This window comes from Nitrospirota bacterium (assembly GCA_030684575.1).
Classification (GTDB): Bacteria; Nitrospirota; Nitrospiria; order Nitrospirales; family Nitrospiraceae; genus Palsa-1315.
Genome location: JAUXVD010000023.1, coordinates 21,689 through 34,757 on the forward strand (window position 1 = coordinate 21,689; position 13,069 = coordinate 34,757).

At 57.5% G+C, this 13,069-nt stretch carries 13 protein-coding genes; 6 read left to right on the forward strand and 7 right to left on the reverse strand.

Annotated elements, in window-relative coordinates:
- The first annotated feature begins 32 nt into the window (after nt 1-32).
- The 6 genes from deoC to Q8N00_16990 all read left to right on the forward strand — a co-directional run bounded on the left by deoC (nt 33) and on the right by Q8N00_16990 (nt 5,717).
- On the forward strand, nt 33-719 hold the full coding sequence (deoC, locus tag Q8N00_16965) for a deoxyribose-phosphate aldolase (GenBank protein MDP2384475.1): 687 nt from the start codon (nt 33-35) through the stop codon (nt 717-719).
- 53 nt (nt 720-772) lie between these two features.
- A complete protein-coding gene (locus tag Q8N00_16970; GenBank protein MDP2384476.1) occupies nt 773-1,123 on the forward strand; it encodes a PilZ domain-containing protein in 351 nt (116 codons plus the stop codon).
- Between the two features lie 48 nt (nt 1,124-1,171).
- The gene (locus Q8N00_16975; GenBank protein MDP2384477.1) at nt 1,172-2,329 is read left to right on the forward strand and encodes a phosphopentomutase; all 1,158 of its coding nucleotides are present in this window, start codon (nt 1,172-1,174) and stop codon (nt 2,327-2,329) included.
- 45 nt (nt 2,330-2,374) lie between these two features.
- The gene (locus tag Q8N00_16980; protein MDP2384478.1) at nt 2,375-2,833 is read left to right on the forward strand and encodes a RidA family protein; all 459 of its coding nucleotides are present in this window, start codon (nt 2,375-2,377) and stop codon (nt 2,831-2,833) included.
- Nucleotides 2,834-3,033: 200 nt separating this feature from the next.
- The gene (locus Q8N00_16985; protein ID MDP2384479.1) at nt 3,034-4,716 is read left to right on the forward strand and encodes an IPT/TIG domain-containing protein; all 1,683 of its coding nucleotides are present in this window, start codon (nt 3,034-3,036) and stop codon (nt 4,714-4,716) included.
- Nucleotides 4,717-4,724: 8 nt separating this feature from the next.
- Complete coding sequence (locus Q8N00_16990; protein ID MDP2384480.1) at nt 4,725-5,717, forward strand: YCF48-related protein; 993 nt, start codon at nt 4,725-4,727, stop codon at nt 5,715-5,717.
- Between the two features lie 9 nt (nt 5,718-5,726).
- Here the strand turns inward: Q8N00_16990 and Q8N00_16995 are convergent, their stop codons facing one another.
- The 7 genes from Q8N00_16995 to nadC form a co-directional block, all read right to left on the reverse strand.
- Nucleotides 5,727-6,467, reverse strand: a complete 741-nt coding sequence (locus Q8N00_16995; GenBank protein ID MDP2384481.1) for a 16S rRNA (uracil(1498)-N(3))-methyltransferase — start codon at nt 6,465-6,467, stop codon at nt 5,727-5,729.
- A 31-nt stretch (nt 6,468-6,498) separates the two neighbouring features.
- A complete protein-coding gene (gene dnaJ / locus Q8N00_17000) occupies nt 6,499-7,608 on the reverse strand; it encodes a molecular chaperone DnaJ (GenBank protein MDP2384482.1) in 1,110 nt (369 codons plus the stop codon).
- 82 nt (nt 7,609-7,690) lie between these two features.
- The gene (gene dnaK, locus Q8N00_17005; protein ID MDP2384483.1) at nt 7,691-9,616 is read right to left on the reverse strand and encodes a molecular chaperone DnaK; all 1,926 of its coding nucleotides are present in this window, start codon (nt 9,614-9,616) and stop codon (nt 7,691-7,693) included.
- 75 nt (nt 9,617-9,691) lie between these two features.
- Nucleotides 9,692-10,258, reverse strand: a complete 567-nt coding sequence (grpE, locus tag Q8N00_17010; GenBank protein ID MDP2384484.1) for a nucleotide exchange factor GrpE — start codon at nt 10,256-10,258, stop codon at nt 9,692-9,694.
- Between the two features lie 90 nt (nt 10,259-10,348).
- Nucleotides 10,349-11,140 carry a type III pantothenate kinase gene (locus Q8N00_17015; GenBank protein ID MDP2384485.1) on the reverse strand — a complete coding sequence of 264 codons (792 nt, stop codon included), beginning with the start codon at nt 11,138-11,140 and terminating at the stop codon, nt 10,349-10,351.
- A gap of 125 nt (nt 11,141-11,265) precedes the next feature.
- Nucleotides 11,266-12,105: a biotin--[acetyl-CoA-carboxylase] ligase gene (locus tag Q8N00_17020; GenBank protein MDP2384486.1), complete on the reverse strand. Its 840-nt coding sequence runs from the start codon at nt 12,103-12,105 to the stop codon at nt 11,266-11,268.
- Between the two features lie 49 nt (nt 12,106-12,154).
- Nucleotides 12,155-13,069 carry a carboxylating nicotinate-nucleotide diphosphorylase gene (gene nadC, locus Q8N00_17025; GenBank protein ID MDP2384487.1) on the reverse strand — a complete coding sequence of 305 codons (915 nt, stop codon included), beginning with the start codon at nt 13,067-13,069 and terminating at the stop codon, nt 12,155-12,157.

Below are 13,069 nucleotides of genomic sequence, written 5' to 3' on the forward strand. Positions count from 1 at the left end.
TCCGACTGAAGACTTGTTATAAGAATGGCATGATGACAACACAGAATTGGAACCTGTCGGCGTTGATCGACCATACCGTATTGCGTCCGGACGCGACGAAGGCAGACGTGCTGCGGCTCTGTCAGGAGGCGAAGGCGTTCGGCTTCATCGTGATCTTTGTGCCGCCCTGTTATATCGATGAGGCGGTCGAGGCAGTGGCCGGCACGATGATTCGCGTCGGTATTCCTGTCGGGTTTCCGCTGGGTGGCCACACGACGGCGACGAAGGTTGCAGAAGCCCTTGAAGGGGTCGCACGGGGAGCCACGGTATTGGATATGGTCATCAACGTCAGCCGGCTCAAGTCCGGTGACTACGATCTAGTCAGGGGAGACATGGCTGAGGTAGTGCAAGCGACCAAGGGTGTTGAGCATAAAGTCATTCTAGAAACCTGCTGCCTGACGCGAGAAGAAAAAATCACAGCCTGCCGTTTGGCTGTTGAAGCGGGGATGGACTATGTGAAGACCTCGACGGGGTTCGCCTCTGCCGGCGCGACCGTGGAAGATGTCAGGCTGATGAAAGACACGGTGGCTGGCCGCGCCAAGGTCAAAGCTTCCGGCGGAATTCGAGATTGGAAGACCACGTTGGCGATGCTGGAGGCCGGCGCAGATCGGATCGGGACCAGTGCAAGTCTCAAGATTCTTGAGGAGTGGAAGGTGTCTGCGGAGATGCGGCGCGAGTAGAGGATCCGGTTTGTACTCAAGCCCGGGTCTAGGGCTTCCGATAGAGTACTGCTATGGCAGTTCCTCGACCACCCAGAATTCCCTTCCGTTGTCCGGTGGAGTTTACCCACGAAGACGGCGTGACAGGATCCGGGGTTCTTTTTAATTTGTCCCTCGGGGGCTGCGCTGTCCAAAGCGATACTCCTGTGTCCGATAATATGCTGGTGACACTTCGTCTCGCCCCCTCCGAAGGCAGCATTACCATCAGTATTGAAATGGGTCGTGTTCGATGGGCGACAACCCAAGAGTTTGGTGTGGAGTTTTTGATCGTACTTGAACCTGAACGTGAAAAGCTGGATGGCTTTCTCAAGACGGTTATCGCGAAGTCTGCTCCAACGAACCCGATGCCTTCCCAGGCTGCATGAATCCACAACAGCCTGTTCGCTCTCCTGCTCATCTGCTATAGTGCGCCCATGATTAATCGCGTCATTGTATTGGTGATTGATGGATTGGGCGTCGGGGCGTTGCCCGATGCGGCGGAGTATGGCGATGCCGGGTCCAATACGTTGGCTCACCTGGCCGATGCCGTGGGGGGACTGAATATCCCCGCGCTCGAAGCGCTCGGGCTTGGCCACATCACGGAGATCAAAGGTGTGCGGGTGATGGGGCAGCCTGAGGGATCGTTCGGTCGTCTCGGGTTTCTTTCCAAGGGCGTGGATTCCATGGTTGGCTATTGGGAAATGGCCGGCCATGTGACAGATGATGCCGGGCCGCTCTATCCCGACGGGTTTCCCCCTGACATGGTGTCGGTGATCGAACAGGCCTTTGGCCGTAAGAGCATCGGCAATCGCCGCTCGTCTGGCGCAGCCATGCTGCGCGAATGTGAGGCCGAACATCTGTCGTCCGGCGCATTGATCGTCTGGACAGATGGACGAAGGACCTGCCATGTGGCGGCGCATGAGAATGCGATGCGGCGGGATGATTTTTTTCAGCGCTGCCGGGATGCGAGGAAAGTGCTCAAGGATCCCTGGGGCGTGTGGCGTATATCAGCCCATCCCCTCGTGGGCGATGCCGGTGCGGTACAGTTCAGCCCTCAACCCCGTGAGTTCGTGATTGAGCCACCAGGGACGACCATGTTCGATGTGCTCAACCGTGCGAGCCAGATCCTGGTTGGGGTCGGCAACGTCGGCGATCTGTTTAGTGGCCGGGGGCTGACTCGTTCTGTTCCCGTTGGGCATTGGACGGCATTGCTTGACGATGTGACAGGGATGTTGAAAACCGTTCCCCGTGGATTGATTGTCGCCGGGCTTGATGTGCTGGAATCGGATGCGGCACGGTCGGCCTCGGCTCTCCATGACTTTGATCGACGGCTTTCTGAGTTATTGGAGCAACTTCGTCCAGGCGATCTGCTCGTGTTGACGGGCGATCATGGGCGGGATATCACAAGAGCGGATCAGATCCCGACGCGGGAATATGTTCCTCTGTTAGCGACTGGGCCGAAGTTGGCACAGGGTGTCAATCTTGGGATCAGATCGTCTGCTGCCGATTTAGGACATACGATTCTGGAGGCCTTGCAAGGGGATCAACTTCCTGTGGGTGAGAGTTTTCTCGATGCGCTCCGTGCTGGGTAGTGCGTGAGTCGTCATAAGTAACAGAACGCAAGCTGGGTACAGACGATGTCATATGAACATAAACTGAAAGAATTGCATCTGGAGTTGCCGCTCCCACCGCAACCGTTGGCAACCTATGTCCCGGCGGTCCGGGCCGGTGATCTGTTGTTCTTATCCGGCGTCCTTCCCATGCGAGACGGGCAGTTGGCGTTCTCCGGTAAGCTCGGTCGCGATCTGACGGTTGAACAGGGGATGGAGGCTGCCAGGCTCGCGCTCCTGAATGCGCTGGCGATTGCCAAGCAGGAACTCGGGACGTTGGATCGAATTACGCGAGTGGTGAAGGTCGTCGGGCATGTGGCGTCGGCGGATGGATTCGTCCAGCAACCTCAAGTCCTCAACGGGGCATCGGACCTAGCGGTCGCCATCTTTGGAGAGGCTGGTCGTCATGCGCGCGTAGCGGTGGGGGCGGCTGAGTTGCCTCGCGGGGCTTCCGTCGAAATCGAAGTGATTTTATCCGTCTCCTGATGGCGCATCAGCATGAGTCAAGAATCCCCAACAGGTGTGGGTTTGTCGGCTTGACTCTCCAAAAAACCGCTTGCTATAGTTCGACCAGTTCTTCGTTTTTTGTGATCACCACGGTGTACCTCTTCTGAGCGTGGCGCAAGGGGTTCTCGTGCCACATGCAGGATGACCGTACCTTTTACTTGCCTGACAGGAGTCTATCCATGAATGCGTTCGTGACGGGCGTGAGTACGATAACCGTATGGGCGAGTCTCAGCGTTGCGGTGTTTGCGGCGGCTCCTGCTGCGATCGAACTCCATCCATCAACGGCGGTTCCTGGCGCCACTCTGTCGATCGGCGGGACGGGATTCGGTGCATTTCGATCGGTACAAGTGAATCGCGTAACTGTTGGAGGGGTCTCTGCGTTGATTCAGCGATGGGAATCCGATCTGATCGAAGTCAAAGTGCCCTTTCAGGCGCAATCCGGTCCCGTTGAAGTCATGACTGGGAAGAAGAAATTGGCTGCTGGAACCTTGACCGTGATGCAGCCGACGATTTCCGCAGTGACGCCGGCAGAGATCGAACCAGGCCATACCGTGCAGATCACCGGCGCGCACTTCGGTACCACGGCCGGTCCCCGCGATCCCAATACCATGTTCGGAGTCAATGATGTGATGATCGGGGGTGTCATCGTCAGGCCGCGCCGTTGGAAAGACAAGCTCATCGAAGTCGAGGTTCCCACGAATGCGGCGTCGGGCGATGTTGTGGTTCGATTGGCGTCATCCGATCCTTTGCCTGACGGGTCTTGTTGCGCTCCGGTCCAATATAAAGTGAGTAATGCGGTTCCGCTGAAACTGATTCCGAGTATTCGTGTCGATCCTCTGAGCGGGCCGGTCGGGACGAAGGTTGTCTTCTTCGGGCAAGGTTTCGGTGCAGCCAAGGTCGCCGGTGATAAGGTTACGTTCGGTGGGCACCTGGCCACCATTGCCCAATGGTCCGATAGCGCCATCGTCGTGCATCTTCCGATGGATGCCGAGACAGGGCCGGTAGTCTTGACGATGCAAGGGCGTGATCGAACGGTTGGGACCTTTACGGTTCACGTGCCGAAGGTGACGACGTTGGTTCCTCCGGCTGCTCCGATCGGTACGCTGCTCAGAATCAACGGCGAACATTTCGGATTCTATTCGGAGAGTGGAGCAACCCCCTATGCCTTTACCGATTTCAATACCGGGGAGAATCGAGTCGATATCGGGGGAGTTCGCGCCGTCATCTATCGCTGGCAAGACGATCGTATCGATGTGTGGGTGCCCTTCAGTGCGAAGAGCGGACCGGTTGTGATTCATCGAGGGGCGACGAAGCCCAATGCCGACGGCTCCTGTTGTGCCACCAAGGAAGTCCTCAAGACTGAGGCGGGAGTCTTTACCCTCGTGACGCCGAAGATCGACTCATACAGTCCGAAATCAGGAGGTCTCGATGAACTGATCACCATTAAGGGGTCGGGGTTCGGTACCTTTTTGAAAACAGCTGAGCATGCGTATTTAGGCCTCAACCAGGGGGCCTACAAGCGGAAAGAAGATATTGATCTGGGTGACAATGTCTCACGGACGGAAGTGTTATTTAGCAGCATCGCGGCACAGATTATGTCCTGGACAGATACGGAGATCGTTGTGCGGGTCCCCCACCGGAACTTGTACGGTCTGGGGAAGCGCAACGAGTTTTTCAATGAACTGGCGACCGGTCCGCTGATCGTGCGGCGCGGATCCTGGGATGTGCAGCCGGACGGAGTCTGCTGTACCAGGAAGAAGTGGCTGACGTTGGAAGCGGGCTCCTTTACCATTGAAGCCAAAGGATTGCCGGATCAGGGCTACTTCAACAACAACCGCCCCGACGCCAACACCAACCAGTGAGATACAAATTGCCCAGATCATGGCTGCTGTTTTTTCCCTCCCGTGTGGGCTACCTCGCGGTTGTCATGGCGGTGGGAATATTGCTGTGCGCGTCCCTCTCATGGGCCACTGACCCTCCTCTGACAATCACCCCTCAAGTGAGTCACACCGAAGTCACCCTGATGGGGCTTCATTTTCATACGGTTCAGCTTGGCTGGGCGGTGGGGGCCGGCGGAACGATTCTGAAGACGGTCGATGGCGGGAAGACATGGAAGAAGATCGTCAGCGGCACCAGGTCGACCCTTTCGGGTGTTTTCTTTCAAAATGAGAAGCTGGGATGGGTCGTCGGTGCCAATGGAACGATTCGCCAGACACAAGACGGGGGCCATACTTGGCATGCGCAATTCGTGGACACACAAGTATCGTTCTACGCTCTCTCGTTCGTGTCGCCCAACGAAGGGTGGGTGGTTGGTGGCAACGGCACCATTCTCCATACGAAGGACGGCGGAGCCCATTGGATCGATCAACCGAGCAAGACGAACGCTGCCCTGTACGCGGTTCAATTTCTCTCATCACGTCACGGAACAGCAGTCGGAGCGGTGGGGACTGTGTTGATGACGGATGATGGGGGAGTCACCTGGACTGCACAAGACATGCAGGGGGCTGTCACTCTATTCGATGTGTATTTTTCTGATGCTTCGACCGGCTGGGTCGTCGGGAACGCCGGCGCCATCTTCCAAACGACTAATGGCGGCAATCAATGGATCGATCGCACGTTACCCTGCACCCGCACCTGTACGAAGCTGACCGACCTCTTGCGAGTACGCTTCACCGACCCGCAGACCGGATGGATTGTGGGCGAGCGAGGCATGGTCTACCGAACCACCGATAGCGGCTTTACCTGGATCGAGCAGGGTGCGATTACCAAGGCCTCGCTGTTCGGCCTCTCGTTCTCAGATGGCACGCAGGGCTGGGCCGGTGGAGAAAAAGGTACGATCGTTCATCTGCGCCTTGGCCGCTGACAGCCGTTTTTATCCCAGCTCATCGAGTCGTGATTGGAGAATGCTGAGCGCGGCAATTGCTGCGGTCTCGGCCCGCAAGATTCGTGGCCCAAGGGTGAGCGGGATGAAGCCCTGCTCTTGTGCAAGACGTTGCTCCTCTGGCGCCCATCCTCCCTCCGGTCCAATCAACAACACAATTGGGCGCAGATGGTCCTGTGGCAACGGGATGGTGGCGAGCGAAGGGCCGCTGGAACGTTCCGCGAGTAGGCCTTTCACAGATGCTGAGGCGTAGTGGCGGCAGATCTGTGTGAGGTCGAGAGGGTCTGCGACGGTAGGAATCGTCCACCGTTCCGACTGTTGTGCCGCGTCACGCGCAATGCGTTCCCATCTGGAACGTTGATGCTCAAATCGCTCCGGGTTGAGCTTGATGACACTGTGTGCGCTTTTGATGGGTACGATCGTATCGACTCCGAGCTCGGTCGCCTTCTGAATGACCCAGTCCATCTTGTCGCCTTTGATCAAGGCTTGTCCGAGCACGATCGGCGAGGTTTTGCGACCCGATTCGGTTTGTTGGTCGATGATGCGGCTGTCGATGGCCTGCGAGGAGACCTGAGTCACTTCTACGCGATAGCGGGTTCCGCATCCGTCGTTTAGGGTGAGCATGGTGCCCGGGTGTAAACGGAGACTATCGCGTAGATGATGGAGGAGATCACCGGTCATGCGGATCGTGGGGGGAGTGACGGCATCAGGGGCGACGAAGAACGTGGACATAGTGCAGGTGCCGTGGCGAAAGCCGCCAGCGCTATTCGAAGAAGGTTTTCATCTTGTCGAAGAAGCCGTCGCCGTCTTCTTCCATCGTCATGCCGCTCTCTTTGGCAAATTCCGTGAGTAATTCTTTCTGACGAGCGGTCAGCTTGGTGGGGATTTGGATCTTGATGACAAAAAGCTGGTCGCCGGTATTTTGGCTCTTGAGGCTGGGAATGCCCAGGCCCTTGAGGCGCAGAATTTTATCCTGCTGTGTGCCGGCTGGAATCTTGATGATGGTATTGCCTTTGAGCGTGGGGACTTCGATCTTTCCTCCGAGCATAGCGGTGACGACATGGATATGGACGTCGCAGAGGATGTCGTGCCCTTGGCGTTGAAAGACCGGGTGTGGCTTGACGGTGATGGCCACATAGAGGTCGCCGGGAGGCCCTGCGTTGACTCCATGTTCGCCTTCGTTCGAGAGACGTAGGCGCATGCCAGACTCGATGCCGGCCGGGATATGGACGGCGATGGTGCGTTCTCGATAGGTGCGTTGACGGCCTTGGCAGGCTGGACAGGGCTCTGTGATGATCCGCCCGGCTCCCTCGCATTGACCGCAGGGACGGCTGATGCTGAAGAAGCCTTGCTGGAACCGCATCTGGCCGGCCCCTTTACAGCTCGGGCAGGTCTTGACCGAGGCGGCACTTTTGGCCCCGCTTCCCTTACAGTCTGAGCAGACTTCCCAACGGGGGATTTTAAGTTTAGCCTCTTTCCCGTAGACGGCTTCTTCGAAGGTCAGCTCCAGATTGTACTGGAGGTCATTCCCGCGCTCCGCTCGATTGCCGCCTCGCTGGCCGCCGAAGAAATCTTCGAAGATATCGTTGAAGGCGTCGCCGAATCCGCTTCCGCCAAATCCTTCAGGACCGCCGCCCTGTTGTGCCCCGGCATGGCCGAACATGTCATAACGTTTGCGTTTTTCTTGGTCGCTCAGCGTCTCGTAGGCCTCGTTGACTTCTTTGAACTTCTCTTCTGAGGTTTTCTTCTGCGCGTCACCCGTCTGGAGATCGGGGTGATGCTGACGGGCCATCTTGCGGTAGGCCTTCTTGAGTTCGTCTTCGGAAGCGGTTCGTTCGACGCCTAAGGTTTCGTAGTAGTCACGCTTGGACACGGTCGAGGTCTCTCTGGGTGAACGTACAGCAAGACCGAGCCTCGTGTTCGACGAAGCTCGGTCTTACCAACGATAGTCTAAGTTACTTCTTTTCTTTGTCTACTTCTTCAAATTCTGCGTCGACGACTTTTTCATCCGTCTTGGTCTCGCCGGCTCCTGCGCCGCCTTCGGCGCTGGCGCCGTTTCCGGCTGCCGCTGATGCCGAGGCTGCTTTGTACATTTCCTCAGCCAACTTGTGGGATGCGGTCGTCAAGGCCTGGGTGGCTGACTCGATCGCCTCGGGATCCGTGCCTTCCATCGCTTTCTTCAGCGCGGCCACGGCTTCCTCGACTTTGGTCTTGTCCTCAGCGGCGATTTTGTCGCCATGTTCGCTCAGGTTTTTTTCCGTCTGGTAGATCAGCGTGTCGGCCTGGTTTTTGGCCTCCGCGGTCTTCCGCCGCTTCTTATCCTCATCCGTATGGGCCTGGGCATCCTTCACCAGTTTTTCGACTTCTTCCTTGCTCAAGCCGCTGGACGCCGTAATCTTGATGGACTGTTCCTTCTGTGTCGCCAAATCTTTGGCCGAGACATGGACGATGCCGTTCGCATCGATGTCGAAGGTCACTTCAACTTGCGGCATCCCGCGGGGCGCAGGAGGCAGGCCGACCAAGTCGAATTGGCCCAGGAGTTTGTTGTCGTTCGCCATCTCGCGTTCGCCTTGGAAGACTCGAATGGTCACCGCCGTTTGATTGTCGGCCGCCGTCGAGAAGACCTGGCTCTTTTTCGTCGGAACAGTCGTGTTCCGCTCGATTAACTTCGTGAAGACCCCGCCGAGGGTTTCGATGCCCAGCGAGAGCGGCGTCACGTCGAGGAGCAGCACGTCCTTCACTTCGCCTTTGAGCACGCCGCCTTGAATGCCGGCGCCGATGGCGACCACTTCGTCAGGGTTCACACCCCGGTGTGGTTCTTTTCCGAAGAATTCTTTGACGGCCTGAATGACCTTGGGCATGCGGGTCATGCCGCCGACGAGGACGACTTCGTTGATGTCGCGTGCCGAAACACCGGCGTCGGAGAGCGCCTTTTTACAAGGCTCGATGGACCGTTTAATCAGGTCGTCGACCAATTGCTCAAGCTTTGCACGGGTCAGCTTCATGACCAGGTGCTTGGGGCCGGTCGCGTCGGCCGTGATGAACGGGAGGTTGATCTCGGTGTCCTGCGACGAGGACAATTCGATCTTGGCGCGTTCCGCGGCCTCTTTCAGCCGTTGAAGGGCCATCCGATCCTTCCGGAGATCGATGCCTTGATCCTTTTTGAACTCATCGACCAACCAGTCCATGACGCGCTGATCGAAATCGTCGCCGCCGAGGTAGGTGTCGCCGTTGGTGGACTTGACTTCGAAGACACCGTCGCCGATCTCAAGGATGGAGACGTCGAAGGTCCCGCCGCCCAAATCGTAGACGGCAACCCGCTCGTCTTTCTTCTTGTCCAGACCGTAGGCCAGGGCTGCGGCGGTCGGTTCGTTAATGATGCGGAGGACGGTCAAGCCCGCGACCTGGCCTGCATCTTTGGTGGCCTGGCGTTGGCTGTCGTCGAAATAAGCCGGGACGGTGATGACCGCTTCGGTGACCTTTTCACCGAGATAGTCTTCTGCGGTCTGCCGCATCTTTTGCAAAATCATGGCGGAGACTTCCGGCGGGCTGTAGCGCTTGCCCCGCAATTCGACGTAGGCATCGCCGTTGTCACCCTCGATCACTTTATAGGGCAAGCGTTTGGCGGCGTCCGCCACTTGCTTGCTGCTGAACTTGCGGCCCATCAGACGTTTCACAGAGAAAATCGTGTTCTCCGGATTGGTAATAGCCTGGCGCTTCGCGATTTGTCCGACGAGACGTTCGCCCTTCTCGGTGATGGCGACGACGGACGGTGTCGTGCGGGCGCCTTCTGCGTTGGCGATCACAATCGGTTCGCCACCGCTCATGATAGAAACGCAGGAGTTTGTGGTTCCAAGGTCGATGCCGATCACTTTGCCCATGTGCCTACTCCTCCCTAACTAAGTCTGTCTGTGATGATGTGGTTACGATGAACTAATGGTCTCGTCTGTTTCTGCTTAGCTGTCGGTTCGTCCCGTTGAGATACTCACCATGGCCGCTCGTAAAATACGGTCATGCAGGAGGTAGCCCCGCTGAAACTCGTCCACCACATGGTGCTCCGGAACTTTCTCGGACGCGACGGAGGTCACGGACTGATGCGTGGCGGGATCGAACGGCTTGCCGATCGTCTCAATGGGCGAGACATGAAATCTCGTCAAGGCCCCCGTTAGCTGCTTGAGCGTGAGCTCCACGCCTTGGATGAGGACATCACTACTGCCCCCCTCTCGTGAGGCCTTGATGGCCCGTTCCAGATTATCGACAACCGGTAAGAGTTCCTTGAGCAAGGACTCATGGCCGAATCGGATCTGGTCCCGCTGGTCCCGCTGGGTCAACCGCTTATAGTTGTCGAACTCGGCTGCGAGCCGAAGATACTTGTCATTCAATCCCTTCGCTTCTTCCGTCTTCGCCGTGAGCGCCTGCTGGAGCTCTGCGACTGAGATGGGTTTCTCCGCGGTGGAGGCGGTGCCCTCCGAGAAAGGATCGAAGTCGTCGATTGTATTCGTGTTCTGCTGTTCTTCAGCCATGAAAGACTCCTCTGTCCGTCTGGAGATAGCCACAGGCCTCATAAAGTCAACGGGGCCCAGAAAAATTAATTACTTGTGGTTGGGATGCGGTTAGACCTGCAGAGAAGGCAAGGAAGCACCCTGGGCTCGTCGGTAGAGGAGCTCAAGCCCTTCTAATGTCAGGAGGGGTTCGATTCTTTGAATCGTCGTAGTTTCGGATGCCAGGATGGAACTGAGTCCTCCGGTGCCGATGACGTATGTCGAACGCCCAAGTTCCTGCTCCATCCGATGGACGACGGTATCGACCAATCCGGCATAGCCGAATAAGAGCCCGGATTGAATGCTGCTGGCGGTGTCGGTGCCGATCACGGTCTTGGGCCTGATCAATTCCACTTTAGCCAGTTTGGCGGCGCGTGTGAAGAGCGCTTCCGCCGAGATGCCAAGGCCGGGGGCGATGACGCCTCCGAGATAGTGGCCTTCTGCAGTGATGACGCAAAAGGTGGTGGCGGTTCCAAAGTCGACGATGATGAGGTCGCGGCGATATTTATGATAGGCGGCGGCGGCGTTGACCAGCCGGTCGCTGCCGATTTCTTTTGGATTATCGTAACGGAGGGTGAGGCCCGTGTCCGTATTCGAGGAGACCACCAAGGCGCGTTGATAAAAGTATTGTTCCAGCATCTGCTCGACAGTCTCGGTCAACGCCGGGACGACGCTGGAGACGATGGCGCCGGTAAGACGTTGCGTAGGAATTCCTGCTGCCGCGAGGAGATTGGCAAAGAGAATGCCGTATTCGTCGGACGTTTTTTTGACGTCCGTGGCGATTCGCCAATGCGCTGCCAGGGCGCGGTCTTCATAGACCCCCCAGACAATATTGGTGTTGCCGATATCGACGACAAGAAGCATGGGCCTATTGTACGGTTGGGGCAATGGATTTGGCTAGCAGGTTGCGAAAAAACAATGCCGGTTTTCCTGAAATTCAATAAATTGTATGAATGAATGGATATGGAGACACGACTTTCAGTAGCCTGTTAGGTCCTCACGTGAATAATGTCAGCCACGCGCAGATGTAGGATTGCCGGTTTCTTTGGTCCTGGTCTGGTCTCGTCCGGTCGTAACATCAAGGCTCCGTCCTGGCCGATTCCTTCGGCGACTCCCACGCAGAGGTCTCCGTTGGCCAAGATGGCCTTGACTCGCTGTCCGATGGTCGAGCAGCGCTGGTGATAGGCCAATGAAAGCCGACTGGCTCCGTGGAGAGCCAACTCTTCAATACAATGTTCGAGTTCGAGGAGAAGTTGGGCGAGGAGCCGATTGCGGTCAACGACTCGTTGTTGCTCGCGCCAGATCGACGTGGCGGTTTCGCGAAGTTCTTCCGGCCAATCCTGTTGTTCGACATTGACGTTGAGCCCGATCCCGATCACCTGGAATGGCGTTGATCCTGTCCCGGCGCCGCTCTCACAGAGAATTCCGCCGACTTTCCTCTCCGAGATGAGGAGATCGTTGGGCCATTTCACAGAGACGTGGAGGGACGAGACGGCTTCAATCGCTTCGGCGGCGGCCAGAGCAGAGATGAGCGGGAGCCAGGAGAGCCATTCCGTGAGGCGCTCCGGTGGGCGTGTGGCTTTGAGGATGGCGGAGCAATAGAGATTAGAGCCGGGCGGAGAAAACCAGGTTCTGGCGAGCCTCCCGCGGCCAGCGGACTGGCTATCGGCGACGACGACCGTACCATGCTCCACGTTTGCCTGTGCGAGGCGAATCGCTTCTCGATTTGTTGAAGCGATGGAGTCGAACAGTTCGATGCGACGCCCCAGCCAGGTGGTCGACAGGGTACTGTAGATTGTATTGCGAGTGAGGGGCGGCGAAGGTTGCACTGGTTACCTGGCAGGATGCTGATTCTTGTTGCTGTGCATGTGCGGCCCCTCAGCGCCTTCGTGAGGCAACATGGGTTTTTTCTGACCTGGTAGATTTGCGGAGCAGGCGAGATGGTTCGAGTTCCAGGCTGAGCGTTGCGGCGGGAGCCGAATGGGTGAGGGCGCCGATGGAGATGCGATCCGGGCCGGATTCCGCCATCGCCCGCACATTGCTCAACGTGATTCCGCCTGATACTTCCACGAGTGCATGGCCTTTGATCAGATTGACGGCGCGACGCACCATGGCCGGGGTCATGTTATCCAGCAGGATGATATCGACTTGCTCTGCGAGGGCCTGTTTCACCTCCGCCAAGGATTCAACTTCCACAATAACGGTCATGCCGCTGGGGGCTTTGGCGTTGGCCTTGCGGCAGGCAGTTTTGATGGGCATGGTCGTGCGGCTTAGAAGCGCCAGATGATTGTCCTTGATGAGGATGCCGTCGCTCAGGGACGGGCGGTGATTCGTGCCTCCGCCGAGGAGGACTGCCCATTTCTGAAGCACACGTAACCCAGGGGTGGTCTTTCTCGTGTCTAAAATGGTGACGGGGTATCCGCGAACGGCATCGCAAAATTGGCTTGTCAGGGTGGCGATGCCTGAGAGGTGTTGGAGAAAGTTTAAGGCGACTCGTTCCGCCGTGAGGATGGATCGTCCATCGCCTTCGATCTGGAGGAGACAGTCTCCATCCTCTGCCCGTTCCCCATCCTGGCGATGGATGGAGAGGATGAGTGTCGGGTCGATGGAGCGAAAAACATGAATGGCTGCGGCGAGGCCTGCAACCACCAGTGATTGCTGCGCGACGATGCGTGCGCGCGCCGGGACCGGAGAAGGAAAGAGGACGGCAGTTGTGACGTCGCCCTGCGGGAGGTCTTCCTGGAGCGCCAGCCTGACGGCGCGGTGGATGTCGGCAACTGGAGCCTTGATCAT